This window comes from Brevundimonas nasdae (genome assembly GCF_016654005.1).
Classification (GTDB): Bacteria; Pseudomonadota; Alphaproteobacteria; order Caulobacterales; family Caulobacteraceae; genus Brevundimonas; species Brevundimonas nasdae.
In genome coordinates this window covers 158146-180108 of the sequence record NZ_JAEPWN010000008.1, presented here as the reverse complement: position 1 = coordinate 180108, position 21963 = coordinate 158146, and the positions used below count along the sequence as shown (strand labels likewise).

The following is a 21963-nucleotide window of genomic DNA, read 5'->3' as shown; positions in this document are numbered from 1 at the left end:
GGCTGAATACTGACGCCTCAGACAGACAAAGGCCCGCCGATTCGGCGGGCCTTTTTCGTTTCGTTGGACTGGGATCAGGCCGCGTTGGCGGCGATAACCTGCCCTTCACGCAGCGGCGCGTGATCCAGCCGCTCCATCAGATAAGCCAGATCGTCGCGCATCACATTGGGGCGCTGGGTCACGAACCGTTCGAGCATTTTCTGGCGAAAGGGCGCGCCAGAGGTGTCCGCCCCTTCGGCCGCCAGGGCCCGCCAGGTGTCGACCCCGGCGCGGAAGGCCTGGAACAGGCGCGGCGGAAGACCCGCACGGTCATAGATGGCCTTCAGGCCCAGCGGCCCGGCGTCATGAACCATCAGCCAGGCGCGCTGATGCGGCGTATGCGCCAGTTCGGCCAACCCATGTTCAAACAAGGCCATCTGCCCGCGCGCCAGTCCGCGCAGCAGCAGCGACGCGGTCAGAGCCTTGCGATTGTTCAGTTGGGCGACAAAGGCGGGCAGATCGGCGCTGGCCGCCGCCTGGTCGATCAGGTCGATCGTGGCCCGCTCACGCGCAAACTGGGCCAGTCGGATGGCGGTTTCCGGGGCAACTGCATGACGCGTCACCAGATGCTCACGCACCGTGTCGCTGGCCAGTTCGATCAGTCTTTCGGTGACCGACAAGGGCAGAACCTGACGATAGGCGACCGCCGTAACCACGTCGGGCGAGGTCGAAAAACGATCCACGACCACGCCCAGCGCCGCTTCGCTGATATCTGCGTTGTCGTTCGCGGCCAGGGTCCGCACTGACTGTTCGCATCCTTCATTGGCCAAAGCCGTCGCCACGTCCCGCGACACGCGCTGACGCCCCGCAACCGCCGTCTGGCGCACCGGCGACCCGGCGCGGACGATCTCGATCAGGTCATCGTCGCTGAAGGCCGGGCTTGCGGCGATGATCGGCAGGGCGATGCTGTCCAGATCAGCCGCCAGTTTGCGCGCCACATCATTGGGGATCAGGTCCGAGGCCTTCAGCGTGATCGCCATGGCCCGGCGCACCATTTCGGCGGCATCCTGCGACATCAGGCGGATGATCTTCTGCGCGGCCTCACGGCCCGTCTCATCCAGATCGGCGGCCTCCATGCTGCGGCACATCTTGTGCGCCGCCTCAGCCCGCTCGTCCTCGTCCGTCGCCTTGATCAGGCGGCGAATGTCCACTTCGGTCAATCGTGCGCGGTAGGCGGTCATGGACAGCTCGTGAAGGAATCGGACGTTGCCCTTACGATCACACTGCCATGCTTAACGTCCGGTTTACCATCGGCCTGTCGAAACCGGTTTCAGGTCGATTCCTTGCCGCGTGGCGAGAAGGCGCCGCCGAAGCCGCTGCTGGACTGTCCGTCCTGGCCCAGCAGCAGGGCCAGAAGCCCCTGATCCTGCTTCAGACGGTCCAGCCGCGCGGCCAGCATCTGGTCGCGCTCGCTCAGGCTGGGAGCCGCAACTGCTGGCTCGCCCGCCCCCGCCGCCGGCGCGCCCTGGCCTGCGGTGCGTTGCAGGTTGGCGTGAACTTCTGCCACCGTGGCCGCCCGGCCGTCACGATAGAAGATGCTGCGGTTCGCCCGCGCCGCATCGGGAAACAGGGCCGCAGCGCTGCCGTTCGGATTGCGGTCCATCGCCTGCATCAGGTTGGCCGCCCCTGCCGGTCCCAGGAAGTGGGCGGCGTACAGATCACCTGCCCCCGGCTCCTTGCCCGTTCGCCCGCGCAGATAGGCGGCGTTCGAGGCCGTCAGCTCCGCCGCCATGGTCGAGGCCGCCTGCGGATCGAACCTCAGATCCAGCACCACATTGCGCGCCGATCCATCGACCCGCCAGCGTCCGTCCGATCCACGCTGGATCAGGTCAGCGTACTGGCCGTATCCATGCTGGGATCCGTGTTGTTTGACCGTGGACAGCCAGGTTTGTTCGATGAACTGAAACAGGCCCGCCGCCGATGATGTCCGGGCTTTAGCCGACGGGTTCATCGCGCTCTCGCGACGGGCGGTCTTCATCAGGAAATCGAAGTCCACGCCTACGGCGTTGGAGGCGCGCCGGATGGCCGTCTCTACGCCGCTGGAAGATGGAATCGATCCGATGCCCATGCGCGGAGGGTCTGCGACCATGGTTAATGAAACCCTAATCCTTAATGGCGCCGTTAAGGATCGACGTTGGTCGAACCCGAAACCTCCGCCGTAAAGCCGCCACAACCTTGACGCTCAACTTCACCTTACGGGCGCTGCGGGGGCGGTGAACGAGGGAGTGCATATCATGATGATTCGCGCCGCCGGAGGTCCCGGCCTGATCAGCCCCATCGACTTCGGGGAACGCAGAAAACCCATCCCTCGCTGGATGTGGGGTGCTATTGGCGTATCGGTCGTCCTGCACGTCGCAGCAGGGGTCGTTCTGTATAATCAGCGTTTTGAACTGAGCGGCATGGTTGCGCCCGATCAGCCGAACGATCCGGTGGACGTCGTTATGTACCGCCCGCCTGAGACCAAACCCTTGCCGCCGACCGTGACGGCAGCCCCGCCGACGCCGATCCACAAGCCGGTCCTGACCGTGCCGATCGACGTGCCGACGATTCCGCTGACGCCGCCGGACAACCCAAGCAACATCGCACCCCCCGGCCAGATCATCGTCAGCACGGCGCCGACTGGCGTGGAAGGCGGCACGGCTCCGGTCGAAATCCCGCCCCGCGCCGCCTCGGTGATCAACAACCCGACCTGGGCCAGTCGCCCGTCCGCCGCCCAGATGGCGCGCGCCTATCCGACCCGTGCCGCCGAAAACGGCACGGCGGGTTCCGCCAGCCTCAGCTGCGTGGTCCGCGTCGATGGGGGTCTGACCGGCTGCCGTGTGGTGGGTGAAACGCCGAACGGCCAGGGTTTTGGCCGCGCGGCCCAGAGCCTGACGCGCGACTTCCGCATGAACCCGCGCACAGTTGACGGTCATGCCGTCGATGGGGCGACGGTCAACTTCACCGTCCGCTTCGCGATGGCGGACTAGAACCGTCGAGGGTCGAGGACGCGGGCTTCCTGCGAAGGGGCCCGCCCCTCGACCGCATCGGCGACGACGGCTGCAACCAGCGGCCCCAGCAGCCAGCCGTTCCGACGCGGCGCCAGGGCGAAGAACAGGCCTTCGTCATCCGGGGCAGGCCCGGCCATGGGCAGTCCATCGGCTGACGCCCCACGCACGCCTGCGCGCCATTCAATCTCCAGCAGCTCAGGCGGCTGGCCCAGCACGCGCCATGCCGCATCCATCAGCCGTTCCCCGGTCGTGACATCCGGCGCCGTGTCGCGACGGCCCGGCTCCATCGTCGCCCCGATCACCGACCCGCCCGCCATCGGCGCGACATAGGCGCCCGGTCCGCGCACGGTGTGGTCGACCAAGGCCCGTGTCAGCACGCCGATCTGGCCTCGGATCGGCTGGATCGCGGCGACAAGGTCATGCGCCGCTGGCGGCAGGCCGGCGACGGCGTCCGCCGCCCCCGTCGCCAGCACCACAGCCGATGCCTGAAGGATTTCACCGTCCCCCGAGACACGCCACAGGCCGCCCGCGCGCTCGACGGAACTCACACGGCCCTGCACCACCGCATCGCCCAGCACCTGCCTCAGTGCAGAAACAGCCTGCGCAGGCTCGACCTGGTAATCTTCATCCGTAAGGACGCGGTCGCCCGCGCGACGGGCCTCGAAACCTAGCGCCTGCAGCCGCGCCTCGATCCCATCAACATCGCCGCCACGCCATTCCGCCGGACGGCGCGCCAGCTCGATTCCTGACGCATTGGCGAACCCAGGCCAAAGGTCACGACCCTCACGGAATATCTGGGCCTGCTCCACCGACGCATCGTCGATGGCCGCCTCCATCGCCGGGGCCACCATGCCCGCCGCGACCAGCGACGCGTTCGCCGCGCCCGGATCAATCACACGCACGGCATGGCCCCGGCGTTGAAGCTCGAACGCCGTGCAGAGGCCCAGAACGCCCGCGCCGATGATCACGATGGGAGGAGATGTCGTCACGGGCCTCAGATCGACCCGTGACGCTCTTATTGCAACCCGGTTTGGACCGGAAACCCCAGCTTATTCCGCAGCGATGACCGTCTTGCCGCGCGCCTCCAGCCGTTCGACAAGGGCCGCGTGCTGCGCCCAGAGGGCCTGCGGCAGGCGGTCGCCGAACTTCTCATAGAAGGCCGGGATCAAGGCCGCTTCTTCGCGCCAGACCTCGACGTCCACATCCAACAGGGTCGACAGATGGGCTTGGGTCAGATCAAGACCCGAAAGGTCCAGCGACCCTTGCGTCGGGACGCGCCCGACGGCGGTGTCCGCCGCCTCCGCCTCGCCGTCGATCCGCTCGGAAATCCACTTCAGGACGCGCGAATTGTCGCCAAAGCCTGGCCAGACAAACCGGCCGTCCTGATCCTTGCGGAACCAGTTGACGAAGAAGATGCGCGGCAGTTTCGAGGCGTCACGCCCCTGCCCCATCTTCAGCCAGTGCGCGAAATAATCGCCCATATTGTAGCCGCAGAAGGGCAGCATGGCGAACGGGTCACGGCGCAGCTCGCCGACCTTGTTCTCGGCCGCCGCCGTGCCTTCCGACGCCACGGTCGAGCCCATGAAGACGCCGTGTTCCCAGTCGAAAGCCTCGGTGACCAGCGGCACTGCGCTGGCCCGGCGACCGCCGAACAGGATGGCGTCGATCGGCACGCCCTTGGGGTCTTCCCATTCCGCCGCGATAGCCGGGCATTGACCGGCAGGGGCGGCGAAGCGGGCGTTGGGGTGCGCCGCCGGTTCGCCGGACGCATGGTCGTGCGGTTGGCCCTTCCAGTTGGTCAGGGCTTCCGGCGCCTGTTTGGTCAGACCCTCCCACCAGACATCGCCATCATGCGTCAGGGCGGTGTTGGTGAAGATGGTGTTGGTCGCCAGGGTCTCCAGCGCATTGTGATTGGTGTCGCGGCTGGTGCCGGGCGCCACACCGAAGAAGCCCGCCTCCGGGTTCACCGCATACAGCCGTCCGTCATCGCCGAACCGCATCCAGGCGATGTCGTCGCCGATCGTCTCAGCCTTCCAGCCCGGCAGCGTCGGCTGCAGCATGGCCAGGTTCGTCTTGCCGCAGGCCGACGGGAAGGCGGCGGCGACATATTTCACGCTTCCTTTCGGATCGGTCAGCTTCAGGATCAGCATATGTTCGGCCAGCCAACCCTCGTCGCGGGCCATGATCGAGGCGATGCGCAGGGCGTAGCATTTCTTGCCCAGCAGGGCGTTGCCGCCATAGCCGGAGCCATAGGACCAGATCTCCCGCGTCTCGGGGAAATGGACGATCCATTTGTCGTCGTTGCAGGGCCACGGCACATCGGCCTGCCCCTTCGCCAGCGGCGCGCCCAGCGTATGAACAGCAGGCACGAACACGCCCTTGTCGCCCAGTTGGTCCAGAGCGGGTTTGCCCATGCGGGTCATCACGCCCATCGAAATGGCGACATAGCCGCTGTCGGTGATCTCGACGCCCAGGGCGCTGATTTCTGACCCCAGCGGCCCCATGCAGAAGGGCACGACATACAGGGTTCGCCCGGCCATGCAGCCGTCGAACAGGCCATCCAGACGCTCCCGCATCTCGATGGGATCGGCCCAGTTGTTGGTCGGGCCTGCGTCCGCTTCATCTTCCGAACAGATGAAGGTGCGGCTCTCGACGCGCGCCACATCGCGCGGGTCAGACGCGGCGTAATAGCATCCGGGACGTTTGGCCTGATCCAGTTCTTTCAGCGTGCCCTTGGCCAGCAGGTCCGCAATGATCGCCTGCTTCTCCCCCTCGGACCCATCACACCAGTGAACCCGGTCGGGCTTGGTCAGAGCGGTGATCTGCTCGACCCAGGCGATCAGTCCGGCATGGTTGGTGGGCGCTGGACGGAGTCCGGGCGTTACGGGAATCGACAAAGGGCTTCTCCTGAGCATCCAAGCCCGACGATCTGACGCCGCCGTGGCCATCAGCACGTGACGTTCACGCACTGTTACAGGCGAAATGCTCCGCTCTTTCCGCCACGTCAAACTGCGCAAGAAACCATCCATGTCCACCGGTGTCTGAGGCAAAAGATCACGGATGCCATGGCGCCGGTTCGGCGCTAGAAAGACATCCGTGCAAACTCTCGACATCATCGCCGCCCTGCCCGACGGCGCCCTGACCTCGCCTGCCGCGCGACGCAACAGCGACGCCATCCTGAACGTGCTTCGCGCCCACTTGTCGGCGCGCGGCTCACTGTTGGAAATCGCCTCCGGTTCCGGCGAACACGCCGTCAGCTTCGCCACCGCCCTGCCCGGCCTGACCTGGACGCCCAGCGACCCCAGCACCGAAGCCCGCGCCAGCATCACCGCCTGGGTCCAGCAGGTCGGCGCCGCCAATATCCGCCCCGCCCTGCCTCTGGACGCCGCCAACGCCTCAACCTGGCCGATGGGTCCATTTGACGCGATCTTTTGCGCGAACATGACGCACATCAGCCCCTGGTCGGCGACCGAGGGGCTGATGGATTTGGCCGGTCGCGTCCTGCGACGCCCCGGCGGCCTGCTGGCTCTTTACGGGCCTTATCGCGAGGCCGAGGTCCCGCTGGCCGCGTCAAACGCCACGTTCGACGCCAGCCTGAAATCACGCAATCCCGCCTGGGGTCTGCGCGACCGCACCGAGGTCGAAGCTTTGGCCAAGTCACATGGCCTTGCGGCCACGCTCAGGATCGAAATGCCGGCCAACAATCTGATGCTGCTGTTCCGGCGTTTCTGATCAGGCGATTGCGGAGACGATTTTCGACAGTTGGGCGCCTTCGTTCAACACAGTCACGCCGTCGTCGCTGAACACCGCACCGGGCGCTTCAGCCGCCACACCGAAGCTTTCCGCGGCGAGCGCGACCGCGTCCGCCAAGGCGATGACCGTCAGGCCATTGGCGCGCGCCAGATCGACCAACGAACGCACGGCGGCCAGAGCGGCTTCATCCGTCGAACCGCCCGGCACGACCAGACCCTTCAGACGTCCCTCGACGATGTCAGTCGCCGTTGCAGTGGCCAGAACAGTCACGCCGCCCGCGATCAGGCTGCCTTCGCCCGTCGAGATCGGAGCCAGACCGACGCCCTCGGCCCGAAGCGCGCCCTCCACGTCACCCAGTTCGCCGAAGTCCATGCCACGCCGCATCACCAGACCCATGCGCAGACGGGTGGGGACCGGACGGTTATAGCCAGTGCGCGAGCGGGGAGCGGAAGATTTGCTTTGAGCGTACAAGACGTCTCCTTTGTGGGCTTCAATAATACGACAGATCATGCAGCCCATGCCGCCGAACCGCCGTCACAACTGATCAGAGAAATGAAAATCGACAGGATCGACGACCGTCGTCCCGCACTTTCGATCATTTGTGGAATGCCGCGAGATATAGTGGCAAACGACCGAATATCAACCTTGATGCGCCACCGTCGGTCATCGCTGATTTAGATGGCACGCTCCGGCTTGCTGACATGTCCGCACGGCCTTAGACAGCGCCATCGATTTGGACGGAACACGATGGCCTTCACCCGCACCTATGACGGCGACGAACCGGTTCGCGTGAATAAATGGCTGGGCCAGACCGGCGTCTGCTCACGTCGCGAGGCCGAAAGCCTGATCGCCGAAGGTCTGGTCTCCATCGACGGCGAAACCATCAGCGACGCTGGCCGCAAGATCGAACCCGGCCAGACCCTGACGCTGAACGATACGGCCCAGCATGCCCTGGCGTCGGGCATGACCATCCTGCTGCACAAGCCGGTCGGCTATGTCTCGGGCCAGCCCGACCCCGGCAAGATCCCCGCGGTGCGCCTGCTGAAAACGCCCAATCGCGTCGGCGAAGGCGAGACGCCAGCACGTGACGCCTCGCTTCCCCCCATTGGACGACTAGACGAGGATTCGCGCGGCCTGTTGCTGCTGTCTTCCGACGGCGTTGTAGCCAAGGCCGTAATCGGCCCCGCCTCTGAACTGGACAAGGAATACCTCGTCGTCGTCGACGGCCATGTCACCGAAGGCAAGCTCAGTAAGCTGCGCCACGGGCTGGAGTTGAACGGCAAGGCTCTGAAACCCGCCCGCGTCACCCAGATCGAACCGCAACGCCTGCGTTTCATCCTGACGGAAGGCAAATACCGCCAGATCCGCCGCATGTGCGAACTGGTCGGGCTGGAGGTGATCGACCTCTACCGCGTCCGCGTCGGCCCGCTGCTGCTCGGCGACCTGCCCGAAGGCCGCTGGCGCCATCTGACGCCAGCGGAACGCGACGCCCTGATCACCCAGGCCAAGGGCGAAGAACGCTAGACGGAAATACCCGCCAGTCCCGCCAATCGCGTCAACTCGGCGACGTGACCCGCGAACGCGTTGCGCCCCCCTGCCGTCAGTGACAGCCATGTGCGCTGCCGCCCTGCGAAGGCGGCCTTGCGCAGCTTCACATGACCGGCTTCCTCCAACTGCTTGACGTGCTTGGACATTACAGAGTCCGACACGCCGATGCCATCGCGGGCGACACTGAACTCAACCTCGTCCGCCGCTGACAACATGGCGCAGATCTGCAAGCGCCCCGGCGCATGAATAACCGCGTCGAAGACTGGCGCAGTCATGGGCGATACGCCGTTTCTGCCCGATAGACCCTCATCCACAAGCTGGACAGGATCATCGCCAACACGAAGCCGCTGACCGCCAGAGGCGCCCCCCACCAGTAGTGACCGGTCCGTCCTGCATAGACACCCGCCAGCATCAGCCCGCCGATCAGCGCGCCCAAGAGGATCGCAACCCATCGGGCATGTTTCGGCGTATAGCCCATGACGCTGACGCCGGTCTTTTCCGACCACCTGCGCCAAAGCAGCATCAACACGCCAGCCGACCCTGCCGAAGCCAGGACATTGAGCGGCATCGGCGCGACCTGACCGCCCACCATCACAGCCGCAAACGCGGAATAGACCAGCTGATAACGCCAGGACGCCTTGGCCACACGGTTTCTCACGGCGTCCTGCGAACGTTTGATTTCCGCCAACATGGCGCCGCTGTTTTCTGGGTCTTGTGACATGGCGATGTCCTCACTTTCCGCATTGGAAAATGACAATGACTTTCCACATCGTCAAGTCATAACTTTCCGTGATGGAAAGTTATTGCGCGAGAGCAGAAAACCATCGTTCCAGCAATGAGGCTTCCGCCCTGCGCGCTTCGGTGCGCTCTGCCGCCTCGGCGTCCACGCCCCACTGCTCCTCCTGAAACAGTTCGTCGATGCGAGAGAGGTCGAACGCCTCCTCACCGGAAAGAGCGCCCTGCTCCAGCGCCAGTCCCAGGACGGCGGAACCCAGCAGCGGCACAGCCGTCGCCAGACCAGTCAGGCGGAAATCATTCAGCGTCAGGGCGTGTGCCTTCACCCGTGCGATCGCATCCTCCGACTGCGGTTGGTGAATGATGCCAACCGCAGGCTCCAGCACCACGCCCATCTCGCGTGCAGCCCATTCGCGCCACGGCGTCCAGGCCGCCTTCTGTCGCTTGACCAGCGGTGTTGGATGCTCGGCCAGATAACAGACCACGTCCGTCCCGGCATAGGCCGCGATCTCATCCGCCACCGGCTCGCGCGCCTGACCGATGCGGTCGATTGCGGTCGAGGCCAGGCGCGTGGCGGGCATGGCGTGCGGGTCCAGAAACTCGCCCTGCGCCGCCCATTCATCCGCGACCAGACGCGCAGCCGCCTCGGTCGGCAAGACCAACGGGGCCTTGGCCGGCGTCTTGGGCGTGCGGCCGTCCAGCAGCACCGCCCAGCCGTCATCGCCGTGAGGCGCGACCGTCACCTCTTTCCAGAAACGCCGAGTGCGGTCCTCGAGCTCTCGAAACCCCTTACGGGCGGCGACCATCGGGTCCAACGGGGGAATGTGGCTCATCGAATTCTCTTCACGCCCAGGAAGGGATCATCTTCGGCTTCGTCTTCTGAAAACCCGAAGTGGGCGAAGCCGGCCTTCATTTCTGGGCTCAAGGGTGCGGTGACTTTCAGGACGCCGCCGCGCGGGTGATCCAGCTCAATGCTGCGGGCGTGAAGCTGCAGCTTCAACGGACCCGACAACTCCTTGGATTTGTCGTCGCCGTATTTCGGGTCGCCCAGGATCGGATGGCCGATGCCCGCCATGTGGGCGCGCAGCTGGTGCGTCCGGCCGGTGAAGGGGCGCAGAGCCATCCAGGCGGCGCGGTGCGAGGCGCGGCTGATGGTGCTGAACGCCGTCTCGGCGGGTTCGGCGCGCGGGTCCTTGCGCTCGGCCGGACGCATCATCTCGAAGTCGTTGATGCCGGTCTTCTTCAGCGGCATGTCGATCTGGCCCGAATAGGGTTTCGGGTTGCCGATGACGATGGCCCAATAGGTCTTCTTGGCCTGACGCCGGGCGAAGGCGCCCGCCAGTCGCTTGGCCGCTTCCGGCCCCTTGCCCAGCAGCAGGACGCCAGACGTGTCGCGGTCCAGGCGGTGAACCAGGCGCGGGCGTTCCAGTCCTTCACCCCAGGCCGACAGCAGGCGGTCGACGTGGCGGCTGGTCTTGGTGCCGCCCTGAACGGCCAGGCCGTGCGGCTTGTTGATGGCGATGACCATGTCGTCTTCGTACAGCACCAGCGACTTGGCGAAGGCGATGTCCTTTTCAGACAGCGTGTGCACGTCCCCGGCTTGGCGCGAGGTGTCGTCGGGGATCGGCGGCACGCGCACGGCGGCCCCGGCGGTCAGACGGCCTTCGGGCTTGATGCGGGCGCCGTCCACGCGGATCTGACCGCTGCGGGCCATCTTCTGCACCTGGATGTTCGACAGGTGCGGCCAGCGCCGACGGAACCAGCGGTCCAGGCGGATGCCGTCTTCGTCCTCAGCGACATAGATGGTGAGAACTTCTCGCTTGGGGGCTTCTGCGGGCGGTTGGTCAGTCAAAGGGGAGCTCCAAAGGCGCGGCGGGCGATCATCAGGCCGACAAACAGGGCGACGATGGCCAGTACGACTGAGCCGACGACATAACAGGCCGCTAAGGCCAACTGACGGCGCTCGATCATCTGCGCCGCCTCAAGCGAATAGGAAGAAAAGGTCGTGAACCCGCCCAGCACGCCGACGGCGGCGAACAAACGGATCATTTCCTGATGCGCGCCGCCGCGGAAGGCCAGCCAACCGACCAGCAGCCCCATCAGCAGGCCGCCGATGATATTGGCTCCGAACGTCCCCAGCGGCCAGACGGCGTTGGGCGCCAGCCGACCAACGGCGACGCCCAGGCCATAGCGCGCCATGGAGCCGATGGCCCCACCCGCTGCAACGAGAAGAAAACGCGTCATTATGCGGCGCTATATACGCCGCTGGCGACGAAAGCGAAGGGCGGCTGTGATCAGCGCGGGATCGAACCCTGCACCGAGCGCGCATCATAGGCGTTTGGACGGTCAGGCTTTGGCCCGCGGCCCAGCACGATCTCCAGCGTGGTCGAGGTCGGCTGCGGTCCCGAGAAGTTCAGCCCCAGCCCGACGCCGACGCCCGATGCGGAATAGCCGCCGTAACGTCCCGTGCTGCCGCCGACCGAGACGCTGGGGCTGACGCCGCCTGCCCCGCCCGGTCGCCCATCAGTCCAGCTCTGGGTGATTTCGAACCAGTCGTAGCCCTGTTCGGTCGTCACGTCCGCAGCGCGCACCAGCGCCCAGTCCGCCACGCGGCCCGCAGCCCCCACGCCATTATAGGTGACGCGGTATCGGTTGTTTTCGATACGCTGTTCAGAATAGCCCTGTCCGCCTGCTCCGCGCTGCGCGCCATAGGGCGCCAGACTGGCGCAGGCCGTCAAGGCCAGCGCCGAAAGACCGGTCATCAAAATCGCCAAGCGTTTCATCACAGGCATCCTTTCATCGACATAGCGTCGCAGCGCCCCCGCTGTTCCCTACCTTAGACACCTGCCAGCAACGCGATCAAAGCCAATGCGGCCGGCAGGGCCTGAATGAACAATATCTTCCGGCTGGCCGTCGCCGCGCCAAACAGGCCCGCGATCACCACACAGGCCAGGAAGAAGACCTTGATCTGAAAACCGCCCGCGCCCAGCCACAGTCCCCAGATCAGACCCGCGACCAGAAACCCGTTATAGAGCCCCTGATTGGCGGCCAGAACCTTGGTGCGCTGAGCGTCCTCGACACTCATGCCGAAGGCCTTGCGACCGCGCGGCGTGGTCCACAGCACCATCTCCAGCACGACGATATAGACGTGGATCAGCGCCACCAGGGCGATCAGAATTGTCGCGACCATCAAGGCGCTCCAAAAAAGCTTCGACCGTCAGTCGATCACGCCGCGTCCACGTCGGCAAGCAGCGTGTTCTACAGACCCAATGCGGTTCGCAGCCTGGCGAAGTCTTCAGGCGGCGGCGCCTCGACCGTCGTGGTTCCCCCCTCTGGATGGGGGAAACTGAGCTTGGACGCGTGCAACATCAGGCGTGGCGCAGGACCGACTTCGGTCGTCAGGGCGCCGCCGTAACGCACGTCGCCGATCAGGGGCCGGCCCAGATGCGCCATATGCACCCGCAACTGGTGCATCCGCCCGGTCAGCGGCTCCAGTTCGACCACCGCACCCTGATCATTGGCCGCCAGCGTCCGGTATCGGCTCTGCGAGCCTTGGGCGCCTGGGGCGTCAAAGGCGACGACCCGCATATAGGATTCACGCCCGATCTCTTCGCGACGCAGGGGCGCGTCGATCGTGCCAGACGCCGGTTCGGGCGCGGCGGACAGCAGGGCCAGATACTGTTTCCTGAACCGTCGCATCTGCAGCGCCTTGCCCAGAAACCCGGCCGCAGGCTTGGTCTTGGCCGCCAGGATCACGCCCGACGTGTCGCGGTCCAGACGATGCACCAACTCCGGCCGCTTGCCGTTCGAGCGTGCAAACGCCCACAGCAGGTCGTCCAGAGTATGCGCCTTGATCCGACCGCCCTGACTGGACAGGCCCGAGGGCTTGGAGAAGGCGATGACGTGGGCATCCTCATGGATCACCCACGAACGGACGGCGGCGATCTCTTCTTCGGACAGGGCGACGGGCTGGCGGGTGGTCATCCGCCGCTTCTTAGACAGGCCCGCCGCCTTGGCCAGCGAAATAATGGCTTCAGGCGATCAGGTCGCGCGTGATCCCGGCGATGGTTTTGGCGCCCGTCAGGGTCATGGCCACGCGCATCTCCTTCTCGAACAGATCCAGCAGGTTCTCCACCCCCGCCTGCCCGCCCGCCGCCAGAGCATAGACGAAGGCCCGCCCCAGCATGACCGCATCCGCGCCCAGAGCAATCGCCCGCACCACGTCCAGACCATTGCGGACGCCTGAATCGGCCAGAATGCGGATGTCGCCCTTCACCGCATCAGCGATGGCGGGCAAGGCGCGGGCCGATGACAGAACCCCGTCCAACTGCCGTCCGCCGTGGTTCGACACCACGATGCCGTCGGCGCCGAAACTGACGGCGTCGCGAGCGTCCTGCGGATCAAGCACGCCCTTGATGATCATCGGCCCGTCCCAGAAGTCGCGGATCCATTGCAGGTCTTTCCACGAGATCGACGGATCGAAGTTGGCGCCCAGCCAGCCGATATAGTCGGCCAGCCCCGTCGGCTTGCCCAGATAGCGCGAGACATTGCCCAGATCGTGCGGCACGCCACGCAGCCCAACATCATACGCCCACATCGGATGGGTCATGGCCTGCACCATGCGGCGCAAGGGGGCGTTCGGACCGCTCATGCCCGAGTGGGCGTCGCGGTAACGGGCGCCGGGCGTGGGCATGTCGACGGTGAAGACCAGCGTCTTCACGCCCGCCGACCTGGCCCGCTCCAAAGCGTTCTTCATGAAGCCGCGGTCGCGCAACACATAGAGCTGGAACCACATGGGTCGGTCGATGGCGGGCGCCACCTCCTCGATCGGGCAGACCGACACAGTGGACAGGGTGAAGGGCACGCCGCGCGACGCTGCCGCCCTGGCCGCCTGCACCTCGCCGCGCCGTGCGTACATGCCGGTCAGACCGACCGGCGCCAGCACCACGGGCAGACGCAGCGTCTCGTCGAACAGCTTCGTCTCAAGGCTGAGGCTGGTCATGTCCTGCAGCACGCGCTGGCGCAGGGCGATGGCCTGATAGTCCTCGACGTTCCGTTTCAGCGTCTGCTCGGCGTAGGCGCCGCCGTCGATATAATGGAACAGGAAGGGCGGCAGCTTGCGGCGCGCGGCCTCGCGATAATCGCCGGGCGAGGAAATGATCACCGTCGCGTCCTATTGGAAGTTGGCGAAGGCGCCGCCGTCGACCAGCACGGCCGCCCCCGACATATAGCTGGCCATGTCCGACGCCAGGAAGGCGACCACCGAGGCGATGTCCTCTGGTCGGCCCAGACGGCCCAGCGGGATGCGCCCTTCCATATATTCGCGCTTGGCCGGATCGGCCAGGTCGTCCTTGTTGATGTCGGTGGCGATGGTGCCGGGCAGGACCGAGTTGCAGCGGATGCCGTGGCGGCCCAGCGCAACGGCGCACGACTGCATCAGGCTGTGCACCCCCGCCTTGGTCGGGGTGTAATGGGTCTGCATCTCGCCGCCGACCAAAGCCGAGATCGAGCTGATGGCGACAATCGAACCGCCGTCCCCTTGCTTGACCATCTGGTTGGCCGCCGCCTGCACCATGAAATAGGCGCCGTGCAGATTGACCTCCATCGTGCGGCGCAGCGTCTCGACCGGCATGTCGAGAAAGGCGTGGAACGGACAGATGCCCGCGTTGGACACGAACACATCCACCCGCCCCAGTGCGTCCACCGCAGCCTGCACGAACCCCGTCGCGCTATCTGGCTGGGCCACGTCAGCGTCGAACACCACGGCCTTGCGGCCCAGCGCCTCGATCTCGGCGACCACTTCGGCTGCGACCGCATCATCACGGAAGGTGTTGATGGCGACGTCGGCGCCCTGACGCGCGGCCTCGATCGCCGTCGCCCGTCCAATACCCCGCGATGCGCCCGTAATCAGGACGACCTTGTTTTCAAGCAGCATGGGGGCTCCGGTACTTTCAGGTTCAGTTCTTGGGCAGCCAGCCGAGGTCGGCGCTGATGGCGTTGGCGGCGTTGGTGACGGTCTTGGTCAGGTCCGACATGCGGGCGTCTGACATATATTGTGCGGCGGACGAGACGCTGAGGGCGGCGACGATATGGCCGTCCACCGAACGGATCGGTGCGGCGACGCAGCGGATCTGGTCCTCGTTCTCTTCCAGATCGAAGGCGTAGCCGTTGCGGGCATAGCCGCGCATCCGCTCCAGCCAGACTGTGCGCGCCGTCGAATCAAAGGCTGCGCCTTCGGGGGCGTAGAAGTCGATCCACTCGGCCTCGGTCTTGTCCAGGATCAGCGCCTTGCCCAGTCCGGTCGAGGCGATGGGGTGCCGTTCCCCCAGACGCGAGCCGATATTGATGCGCCGACGGCCCGCGACCTTGTCCAGATAAAGGGCCTGCCGACCATCCAGCACGCCCAGATGCACGGTGTCGTCAGTCTGAGCCGACAGTTGCTCCAGCCAGGGTCGGGCGATGCGCGGCAGATGCATCTGCTGGCTGGCGGCATGGCCCAACTCCAGCAGTTTCGGGCCAAGGCTGTAGCCTTCGCGTGGGCGGAACGACAGCAGGCGCCGCTCGACCAGGGCTGAAGCCAGACGGTGGGTCGTGCTGCGCGTAAGCTCCAGCTTTTCCGACAGTTCCGCCAGCGGCAGCGAGCCTTCCATCAGGGCGTCGATGACGTCCAGACCACGCAGCAGGGTTTGGCTGCCGGACGCCTTGGCGCCGACATCTTCTTCCCCATCGACCTGTGCGGTCTTGATTGACGGCGTTCGTCCCATTTCGTAGTCCTCATTCTCAGAATGTAGCAAAACGCGCAAGTCGCTCGGCCACACTGACCCGACTTTGCCGCTTCGCCCGGAGGAAAGCCAGTGAAATCCCGCATGATGGGAACCGATCACCAAATGCCGGTGATCGCCCAATGAGCCGCCTGCCGAAGATCAAGCACGTCCGCGCTTATGTTGTGAAAAACGACGGGACGGGCGGCGGGGCCGATTATCACGATCAGGGCGACGGGCACTGGATCGACGACCATATCGCCACCCCGATGGCGAAATATCCTGAATACCGCCAGAGCCGCCGCAGCTTCGGCATCAATGTGCTGGGCACGCTGGTGGTGGAGATCGAAGCCGAGAACGGCGTCATCGGTTTTGCGGTGACCACGGGCGGCGAACCCGCCGCCTATATCGTCGAGAAGCATCTGGCCCGCTTCCTGGAAGGCCGCGATCCGTCCGAGGTCGAGAAGATCTGGGACCAGATGTATTTCTCCACCCAGTATTATGGCCGCAAGGGTCTGGTGGTGAACGCCATCTCCGGCGTCGATCTGGCGCTGTGGGACCTGCTGGGCCGTCTGCGTCAGGAACCGGTCTTCGCCATGCTGGGCGGCGCGGTTCGCGATGAACTGACCTTCTACGCCACAGGCGCACGTCCCGACAAAGCCAAGGAGCTTGGCTTCATCGGCGGCAAGATGCCCCTGCATCACGGCCCCGCCGAGGGCGAGGAAGGCCTGCATAAAAACATCGCCGAACTGGAGGCCATGCGAAACGCCTGCGGCGACGACTTCTGGCTGATGTTCGACTGCTGGATGGCGTTGGACCTGAACTACGCCACCCGTCTGGCCCATGAGGCCCACAAGCTGGGCCTGAAGTGGATCGAGGAGGCGCTCAGCCCCGACGACTACTGGGGCTATCAGGCGCTGAAGAAACGAGCCCCTCCCGGCATGTTGGTGACGACCGGCGAGCATGAGGCCACCCGCTGGGGCTTCCGCATGCTGCTGGAGATGGAATGCTGCGACATCATCCAGCCGGACGTAGGCTGGTGCGGCGGCGTGACCGAACTGATCAAGATCTCCGCCATGGCCGACGCCAAGGGCGTGCTGATGATCCCGCACGGCTCATCGGTCTATTCCTACCACTTCGTCGTGACCCGCCATAACAGCCCGTTCGCGGAGTTCCTGATGATGGCCCCCGGCGCCGACGAGGTCGTGCCGATGTTCCATCCGCAGCTGATCGGCGAACCCGTCCCCGTGAACGGCCGCCTGAAGGTGCCGGATGCGCCCGGCTTCGGCGTCGAGCTGAACCGCGACATCGCCCTGCACCGCCCCTACGCGCGTTAAGACCGAAAGACCCCAATGAAACTGTTGCGTTACGGCCCCAAGGGCCAGGAAAAGCCAGGCACGCTGGATGCTGAGGGCCGCATTCGCGACCTGTCGGGCGTCATCGCCGACATCACCCCGGACCAGTTGCACGGCCCGGCGCTTGACGCCTTGAAGGCCATTGACCCGACGACCCTGCCGGTGGTCGAGGGTCACCCCCGCTATGGCGTGCCGGTCAACGGCGTGCGCAAATTCCTGGCCATCGGCCTGAACTATGCCGACCACGCGGCGGAATCGAACCTGCCCGTTCCGGCTGAACCGATCCTGTTCACCAAGGCCACATCGTGCCTGACCGGCCCCGACGACGAAGTCATGATCCCGCGCGGCTCGCAGAAGTCGGACTGGGAAGTCGAACTGGGCGTCGTCATCGGCGCCCGCGCCCGCTACGTCTCGGTCGAAAACGCCCTGGACCACGTCGCCGGCTATGTTCTGGTCAATGACGTTTCCGAGCGCGCCTTCCAGAAGGAAATGGGCACCCAGTGGGACAAGGGCAAAGGCTGCGACACCTTCGGCCCTGTCGGCCCGTGGCTGGTGACCTCTGACGAACTGGGCGATCCGCAGGACCTGGACATGTGGCTGGACCTGAACGGCCAGCGCATGCAGACCGGCAACACCCGCACCATGATCTTCGATGTGAAGACCCTGGTCAGCTACGTCAGCGAGTTCATCACCCTTGAGCCGGGCGACATCCTGACCACTGGCACGCCCCCAGGCGTGGGCGAAGGCAAGAAGCCGCAGGTCTTCCTCAAGGCCGGGGACGTCATGACCCTGGGCATTCAGAAGCTGGGCCAGCAGCGTCAGGTCGTCGTCGGCTGGACGCAGGAAGGTGCGGCATGAGCGCCTATCAGGGTCGTTTCGCGGGCCGCACCGCCGTCGTCACTGGCGGCGCATCGGGTCTGGGCAAGGCGTCCGCCGCGCGCATCGTCGCCGAGGGCGGCAAGGTCGTGCTGTGGGACCTGAACCCCGACGCGCTGAAGGCTGCGGCTGAAGACGTCGGCGCAACCCACGTCGTGGCGCTGGACGTGTCCGACGCCGACGCCGTCGCGGCCGCTGCGGAAGAATCGAACAAGGCGCTGGGTCGGATCGACATCCTCGTCGCCTCGGCCGGCATCACCGGCGCCACCACGCCCGTGCATGAGTTCCCGATCGACAGCTGGAAGCGGGTCGTCGACATCAATCTGAACGGCGTCTTCTACTGCTCGCGCGCCATCGTCCCCTATATGCTGGCCAACAGCTATGGCCGCATCGTCAACGTCGCCTCGGTCGCAGGCAAGGAAGGCAATCCCAACGCCAGCGCCTATTCAGCCTCCAAGGCGGGCGTCATCGGTTTCACCAAGTCGCTGGGCAAGGAACTGGCCGGCAAGGGCGTCATCGCCAACAGCCTGACCCCCGCCACCTTCGAAAGCCCGATCCTGGCTCAACTGCCGCAAAGCCAGGTCGACTACATGCGCTCCAAGATCCCGATGGGTCGTCTGGGCGAAGTCGATGAAAGCGCCGCCATGGTCTGTTTCATGGCGTCCGAGGAATGCAGCTTCACCACCGCATCGACGTTCGACACGTCGGGCGGGCGCACCACCTACTAGGGGCTGCCCGTGGGCTCCGACCTCCGCATCGTCGACAGCCACGTCCACCTGTGGGACCTGTCGCGGGCCCGCTACGGCTGGCTGCAGGATGATCCCCTGCCGAACAATCCGGCGGGGGACATGTCCCCTATCGCCCACAGGAACTATCTGCTGGACGACTATCTGGCGGACACCGCTGGCTGGCGCGTGGACAAGATCGTCCATGTCGAGGCCGGTCAGCCCATAGGCCAGCAACTGGCCGAGACCGACTGGCTGCAATCCATCGCCGACCAGCGCGGCTATCCCCACGGCGTCGTCGCGGGCGCCGACCTGCTGGACCCCGATCTGGACGCCCTGCTGGAGGCGCACGCCGCCCGCCCCAACGTGCGCGGCGTGCGCCAGATCGTCTGCTGGCATGAAGACCCGCTGAAGACCTACACCGACCGCGACCTGCTGCGTGACCCGCAATGGGTCGAGGGGTTCGGCAAGCTGGCCAAGCACGGCCTGTCGTTCGACCTGCAGCTCTATCCGTCGCAGATGGCCACCGCCGCCATTATCGCCGCGCGGCATCCCGACATCCCGATGATCGTCAATCACGCGGGCCTGCCGACGGACCGCAACGACATCGGCATGGAGCGCTGGCGCATCGTGCTGCGCCTGCTGGCCGCCCAGCCGCACGTCTCGATCAAGATTTCCGGCCTCGGCATCACCGACCGCAACTGGACGCAGGAAAGCCTCCGCCCCGTCGTTCTGGAGTGCATCGACGCCTTCGGGACCGAGCGCGCCATGTTCGCCTCCGACTTCCCGGTCGAGCGCGTCCACGGAAGCTTTGACGCCTTCTATTCCGCCTTCGACGCCATCACGGCGGGCTTCTCCGCCGACGAGCGCGACCGCCTGTTCGCAGGCAATGCCGAGACGATCTACCGCATCTGATCCTTCAACCGCCCAGACCGCATCAAGACGGCCGGGTCCATCCCAGGAATGACAACATGGCTATCGAGACCGACGCCGCCCACACGCCCGGCGGCCTTGCGAAACCCGGCGGGTCGCTGAAAGGCCCGCTGTCCTTCGCCATCGCCTGCTTCCTGATCTGGGGTCTGGCCTATGGACTGCTGGACGTGCTGAACAAGCATTTCCAGGAGACGCTGAGCATCAGCCAGGCCGACAGCGCCTGGCTGCAGATCGCCTATTTCGGGGCCTATCTGCTGCTGTCGATTCCGGCGGGCATGCTGCTGCACGCGCGGGGGTACAAGTTCGGCATCGTCACCGGCCTGGCCGTCACCGCCGTCGGCGCCCTGTTGTTCATTCCGGCGGCGGGCGCAGGCGCCTTCCTGCCCTTCGTCGGCTCCATGTTCGTCCTGGCCGCGGGTCTGTGCGTGCTGGAGACCAGCGCCGACACCTATGTCAACGTTCTGGGCGATCCCGCCAAGGCGTCACAGCGCCTGAACCTGGCCCAGTCGTTCAATGCGCTGGGCGTCTTCTTCGGACCCTTGATCGGCGGCGCGGTCTTCTTCAGCCCGACCACGACCGAGGCTCTGGGCGGGCCGACCCGTTCGATCCAGATCGTCTATGGCCTGATCGCCGTCGGCGTCGTGCTGTTCGCCATCGCCGTTTGGCGCGCGCGCCTGCCGGAAACCGGCCTGTCCGACCACGGCGGCGCCGTCGAAGGCGACGCGCCCGCCCTGCCCCTGTCCAAACAGCCCCACTTCGTCGCGGGCGTCATCACCCAGGCCCTCTACATCGGCGCCCAGGTCGGCATCGGCGCCTATTTCATCAATCTGGTGACCCATAACTGGGAAGGCCTGTCCTCGCAGAAGGGCGCCTTCATGCTGTCCCTGGCCGCAATCGGCTATCTGGTCGGTCGTTTCGCCGCCACCGCCCTGCTGCTGAAGGTCCGGCCGCGCGTGCTCCTGACCACCTATGGCGTCATCAACGTCATCCTGACCCTGATCGTGGCGGCGGGCGTCAACATCATCTCGCCGGTCGCCCTGATCGCCGTCTTCTTCTTCATGTCGACCATGTTCGCGACCATCTTCGCCCTGGGGACCACGGGCCTGGGCGCGGCGACCAAGAAAGCGTCTTCGCTGATGGTCATGGCCATCGGCGGCGGGGTTCTGCTGCCCTGGCCGATGGGCAAGATCGCCGACACCTATGGCGCCAACATCGCCTTCCTGCTCCCCGCCGCCTGCTTCGTCGTCGTCGCCTGGTACGGCTGGAAGGGCGCAGGCCTGGGGCAGAAGACGACCGCCATCTGAGCAAACTGCTTCAAAGCCGGGCTTCGACAAAAAAGAAGCCCGGCGGGGCCGCCGGGCGAAACTAAGGTTCGGTGATGGTGTTGTCCCGAAAAGGAACAATCCAGTCTATTTGCCGAATTGGTTACGCAGGCATTAACGAACCGGATCCGGCAGCCACGTCGACTGACGCCCGCCCGCCGCCACCGGCCAGGACAGACGCCAGCCCGCCTCGATCCGCTCCACCGAAAAGCCCGCCCCGCCTCCCGCGCCCGGATAGGCATAGGCGCGGCCATCAACCATGATCGTCGTCGCGGCCCCGCCGGACGCCATGGCCCGCCAGGTTCCCTTGCCTGCAAGAGGACGCACGGCTTCGCCGCCGATCTTCACATCGGGCGCGGCCTCTCCTCGGTGACCGGAGGCAATGATGGCGCTTCCGTCCGCATCCACGGCGTCCAGCGCATTCTGACTGTCCAGACGCAATGTCGGCTCTCCCGCCGCGATCAGAACCACCGGCCCCGCCCCGCCCTGAATGACCACCAGCGTCTCTGGAGAAACCGCCGTATCCTGCCCCAGTTGAACCTCTGGCGTGAACTGCACATCACCCGCCACCGGCGGCAGGCGCAGTTCGAACCGCCCCGCCGCATCAGCGCTGGCGGCGATGGCGCTGCCGTCCTGTCCGCGCAGGACCACGCGCGCGCTGGGCGCCGTTCCGCCACGCACCACCAGGCCGCCAGAATCCCTGACCACCCCGTCGATATGGGGCGGCTGGACCCAGGCCAGGGGCGCCGAACCGTTTTCCGCCGCCGCATCCTGTCTGACCGGGCTGGAGCAGGCCGAAGCCATCCCGGCCAGGGCGACCATGATGATGATCCGGCGTTTCATCCTGCGGCTCGACACTATATGGCTAGCGCCCCAATCGGCGCGGAAACTGTTTGCCTCGCCGACGCGTGTTTGGCCATGGTTGA

The 21963-nt window shown here is 65.7% G+C and carries 25 protein-coding genes; 8 read left to right on the top strand and 17 right to left on the bottom strand.

Translation table 11 applies throughout. The annotated features are described in order from the left end of the window. Window positions 1-74: 74 nt before the first annotated feature. Window positions 75-1220, bottom strand: coding sequence for a DUF2336 domain-containing protein (locus tag JKF87_RS13170; RefSeq protein ID WP_201100347.1), 1146 nt, complete (start codon window positions 1218-1220; stop codon window positions 75-77). Between the two features lie 89 nt (window positions 1221-1309). Beyond that, the gene (locus JKF87_RS13165) at window positions 1310-2128 is read right to left on the bottom strand and encodes a transglycosylase SLT domain-containing protein (RefSeq protein ID WP_236261368.1); all 819 of its coding nucleotides are present in this window, start codon (window positions 2126-2128) and stop codon (window positions 1310-1312) included. 145 nt (window positions 2129-2273) lie between these two features. On the opposite strand from JKF87_RS13165, the gene JKF87_RS13160 reads away from it, so the two are divergent. Continuing rightward, window positions 2274-3008 (top strand): TonB family protein, encoded by a 735-nt coding sequence (locus tag JKF87_RS13160; RefSeq protein ID WP_236261367.1) that lies wholly within the window; start codon window positions 2274-2276, stop codon window positions 3006-3008. Here the strand turns inward: JKF87_RS13160 and JKF87_RS13155 are convergent. Beyond that, window positions 3005-4018: an NAD(P)/FAD-dependent oxidoreductase gene (locus JKF87_RS13155; RefSeq protein ID WP_307418007.1), complete on the bottom strand. Its 1014-nt coding sequence runs from the start codon at window positions 4016-4018 to the stop codon at window positions 3005-3007. The genes JKF87_RS13160 and JKF87_RS13155 overlap by 4 nt on opposite strands. A 60-nt stretch (window positions 4019-4078) precedes the next feature. Continuing rightward, on the bottom strand, window positions 4079-5926 hold the full coding sequence (locus tag JKF87_RS13150; protein ID WP_236261366.1) for a phosphoenolpyruvate carboxykinase (GTP): 1848 nt from the start codon (window positions 5924-5926) through the stop codon (window positions 4079-4081). 199 nt (window positions 5927-6125) lie between these two features. Here JKF87_RS13150 and JKF87_RS13145 point away from each other — a divergent pair, with 199 nt between their 5' ends. Then, complete coding sequence (locus JKF87_RS13145) at window positions 6126-6761, top strand: DUF938 domain-containing protein (protein ID WP_201100346.1); 636 nt, start codon at window positions 6126-6128, stop codon at window positions 6759-6761. On the opposite strand, the gene JKF87_RS13140 is transcribed toward JKF87_RS13145, so the two are convergent. After that, a complete protein-coding gene (locus tag JKF87_RS13140; protein ID WP_236261365.1) occupies window positions 6762-7253 on the bottom strand; it encodes a hypothetical protein in 492 nt (163 codons plus the stop codon). A gap of 276 nt (window positions 7254-7529) precedes the next feature. On the opposite strand from JKF87_RS13140, the gene JKF87_RS13135 reads away from it, so the two are divergent. Then, window positions 7530-8306 carry a pseudouridine synthase gene (locus tag JKF87_RS13135; RefSeq protein ID WP_201100345.1) on the top strand — a complete coding sequence of 259 codons (777 nt, stop codon included), beginning with the start codon at window positions 7530-7532 and terminating at the stop codon, window positions 8304-8306. Here the strand turns inward: JKF87_RS13135 and JKF87_RS13130 are convergent. The 11 genes from JKF87_RS13130 to JKF87_RS13080 all read right to left on the bottom strand — a co-directional run bounded on the left by JKF87_RS13130 (window position 8303) and on the right by JKF87_RS13080 (window position 15829). Next, window positions 8303-8605 (bottom strand): transcriptional regulator, encoded by a 303-nt coding sequence (locus JKF87_RS13130; protein ID WP_201100344.1) that lies wholly within the window; start codon window positions 8603-8605, stop codon window positions 8303-8305. The genes JKF87_RS13135 and JKF87_RS13130 overlap by 4 nt on opposite strands. Next, window positions 8602-9051: a hypothetical protein gene (locus JKF87_RS13125; RefSeq protein ID WP_201100343.1), complete on the bottom strand. Its 450-nt coding sequence runs from the start codon at window positions 9049-9051 to the stop codon at window positions 8602-8604. The genes JKF87_RS13130 and JKF87_RS13125 overlap by 4 nt, the downstream gene beginning before the upstream one ends. A 79-nt stretch (window positions 9052-9130) precedes the next feature. Continuing rightward, on the bottom strand, window positions 9131-9898 hold the full coding sequence (locus tag JKF87_RS13120) for an ATP12 family chaperone protein (protein ID WP_201100342.1): 768 nt from the start codon (window positions 9896-9898) through the stop codon (window positions 9131-9133). Next, entirely contained in the window at window positions 9895-10917 is a 1023-nt protein-coding gene (locus JKF87_RS13115) for an RluA family pseudouridine synthase (RefSeq protein ID WP_201100341.1), read from the bottom strand. Before JKF87_RS13115 ends, JKF87_RS13120 begins: the two co-directional genes overlap by 4 nt. Then, window positions 10914-11309: a fluoride efflux transporter CrcB gene (gene crcB / locus JKF87_RS13110; protein WP_201100340.1), complete on the bottom strand. Its 396-nt coding sequence runs from the start codon at window positions 11307-11309 to the stop codon at window positions 10914-10916. Before crcB ends, JKF87_RS13115 begins: the two co-directional genes overlap by 4 nt. A 50-nt stretch (window positions 11310-11359) precedes the next feature. Then, window positions 11360-11827, bottom strand: a complete 468-nt coding sequence (locus JKF87_RS13105; RefSeq protein WP_236261364.1) for a CC0125/CC1285 family lipoprotein — start codon at window positions 11825-11827, stop codon at window positions 11360-11362. A gap of 74 nt (window positions 11828-11901) precedes the next feature. Beyond that, window positions 11902-12255, bottom strand: a complete 354-nt coding sequence (locus tag JKF87_RS13100; RefSeq protein ID WP_201100338.1) for a DUF1304 domain-containing protein — start codon at window positions 12253-12255, stop codon at window positions 11902-11904. A gap of 68 nt (window positions 12256-12323) precedes the next feature. Further along, on the bottom strand, window positions 12324-13049 hold the full coding sequence (locus JKF87_RS13095; protein WP_201100337.1) for an RluA family pseudouridine synthase: 726 nt from the start codon (window positions 13047-13049) through the stop codon (window positions 12324-12326). Window positions 13050-13098: 49 nt separating this feature from the next. Next, on the bottom strand, window positions 13099-14229 hold the full coding sequence (gene lldD / locus JKF87_RS13090; protein WP_201100336.1) for an FMN-dependent L-lactate dehydrogenase LldD: 1131 nt from the start codon (window positions 14227-14229) through the stop codon (window positions 13099-13101). Between the two features lie 9 nt (window positions 14230-14238). Further along, complete coding sequence (locus JKF87_RS13085) at window positions 14239-15000, bottom strand: SDR family NAD(P)-dependent oxidoreductase (RefSeq protein WP_201100335.1); 762 nt, start codon at window positions 14998-15000, stop codon at window positions 14239-14241. A 22-nt stretch (window positions 15001-15022) separates the two neighbouring features. Then, window positions 15023-15829 carry an IclR family transcriptional regulator gene (locus JKF87_RS13080; protein WP_201100334.1) on the bottom strand — a complete coding sequence of 269 codons (807 nt, stop codon included), beginning with the start codon at window positions 15827-15829 and terminating at the stop codon, window positions 15023-15025. A 140-nt stretch (window positions 15830-15969) separates the two neighbouring features. Between JKF87_RS13080 and rhmD the strand changes: the two genes are divergently transcribed. From rhmD to JKF87_RS13055, 5 genes are read left to right on the top strand one after another with little or no spacing between them, the layout of a single operon-like run. Further along, complete coding sequence (gene rhmD, locus JKF87_RS13075) at window positions 15970-17163, top strand: L-rhamnonate dehydratase (protein WP_201100333.1); 1194 nt, start codon at window positions 15970-15972, stop codon at window positions 17161-17163. Between the two features lie 15 nt (window positions 17164-17178). Beyond that, entirely contained in the window at window positions 17179-18039 is an 861-nt protein-coding gene (locus tag JKF87_RS13070) for a fumarylacetoacetate hydrolase family protein (protein WP_201100332.1), read from the top strand. Beyond that, a complete protein-coding gene (locus tag JKF87_RS13065; RefSeq protein ID WP_201100331.1) occupies window positions 18036-18785 on the top strand; it encodes an SDR family NAD(P)-dependent oxidoreductase in 750 nt (249 codons plus the stop codon). The genes JKF87_RS13070 and JKF87_RS13065 overlap by 4 nt, the downstream gene beginning before the upstream one ends. Before the next feature lie 9 nt (window positions 18786-18794). Then, on the top strand, window positions 18795-19697 hold the full coding sequence (locus tag JKF87_RS13060) for an amidohydrolase family protein (protein ID WP_201100330.1): 903 nt from the start codon (window positions 18795-18797) through the stop codon (window positions 19695-19697). Between the two features lie 56 nt (window positions 19698-19753). Continuing rightward, window positions 19754-21019, top strand: coding sequence for a sugar MFS transporter (locus JKF87_RS13055; protein ID WP_201100329.1), 1266 nt, complete (start codon window positions 19754-19756; stop codon window positions 21017-21019). A 132-nt stretch (window positions 21020-21151) separates the two neighbouring features. Here JKF87_RS13055 and JKF87_RS13050 read toward each other — a convergent pair whose 3' ends face one another. Beyond that, window positions 21152-21880: a hypothetical protein gene (locus JKF87_RS13050; RefSeq protein ID WP_201100328.1), complete on the bottom strand. Its 729-nt coding sequence runs from the start codon at window positions 21878-21880 to the stop codon at window positions 21152-21154. Window positions 21881-21963: the final 83 nt, after the last annotated feature.

Bases quoted from the DNA above. Each gene is read 5' to 3' on its own strand.
- JKF87_RS13170 (WP_201100347.1), bottom strand. From the start codon at position 1,220: ATGACCGCCTACCGCGCACGATTGACCGAAGTGGACATTCGCCGCCTG.
- JKF87_RS13125 (WP_201100343.1), bottom strand. From the start codon at position 9,051: ATGTCACAAGACCCAGAAAACAGCGGCGCCATGTTGGCGGAAATCAAA.
- rhmD (WP_201100333.1), top strand. From the start codon at position 15,970: ATGAGCCGCCTGCCGAAGATCAAGCACGTCCGCGCTTATGTTGTGAAA.
- JKF87_RS13080 (WP_201100334.1), bottom strand. From the start codon at position 15,829: ATGGGACGAACGCCGTCAATCAAGACCGCACAGGTCGATGGGGAAGAA.
- JKF87_RS13120 (WP_201100342.1), bottom strand. From the start codon at position 9,898: ATGAGCCACATTCCCCCGTTGGACCCGATGGTCGCCGCCCGTAAGGGG.
- JKF87_RS13105 (WP_236261364.1), bottom strand. From the start codon at position 11,827: ATGACCGGTCTTTCGGCGCTGGCCTTGACGGCCTGCGCCAGTCTGGCG.
- JKF87_RS13055 (WP_201100329.1), top strand. From the start codon at position 19,754: ATGGCTATCGAGACCGACGCCGCCCACACGCCCGGCGGCCTTGCGAAA.
- JKF87_RS13130 (WP_201100344.1), bottom strand. From the start codon at position 8,605: ATGACTGCGCCAGTCTTCGACGCGGTTATTCATGCGCCGGGGCGCTTG.
- JKF87_RS13160 (WP_236261367.1), top strand. From the start codon at position 2,274: ATGATGATTCGCGCCGCCGGAGGTCCCGGCCTGATCAGCCCCATCGAC.
- crcB (WP_201100340.1), bottom strand. From the start codon at position 11,309: ATGACGCGTTTTCTTCTCGTTGCAGCGGGTGGGGCCATCGGCTCCATG.
- JKF87_RS13050 (WP_201100328.1), bottom strand. From the start codon at position 21,880: ATGAAACGCCGGATCATCATCATGGTCGCCCTGGCCGGGATGGCTTCG.
- JKF87_RS13070 (WP_201100332.1), top strand. From the start codon at position 17,179: ATGAAACTGTTGCGTTACGGCCCCAAGGGCCAGGAAAAGCCAGGCACG.
- JKF87_RS13135 (WP_201100345.1), top strand. From the start codon at position 7,530: ATGGCCTTCACCCGCACCTATGACGGCGACGAACCGGTTCGCGTGAAT.
- JKF87_RS13085 (WP_201100335.1), bottom strand. From the start codon at position 15,000: ATGCTGCTTGAAAACAAGGTCGTCCTGATTACGGGCGCATCGCGGGGT.
- JKF87_RS13095 (WP_201100337.1), bottom strand. From the start codon at position 13,049: ATGACCACCCGCCAGCCCGTCGCCCTGTCCGAAGAAGAGATCGCCGCC.
- JKF87_RS13100 (WP_201100338.1), bottom strand. From the start codon at position 12,255: ATGGTCGCGACAATTCTGATCGCCCTGGTGGCGCTGATCCACGTCTAT.
- JKF87_RS13065 (WP_201100331.1), top strand. From the start codon at position 18,036: ATGAGCGCCTATCAGGGTCGTTTCGCGGGCCGCACCGCCGTCGTCACT.
- JKF87_RS13165 (WP_236261368.1), bottom strand. From the start codon at position 2,128: ATGGTCGCAGACCCTCCGCGCATGGGCATCGGATCGATTCCATCTTCC.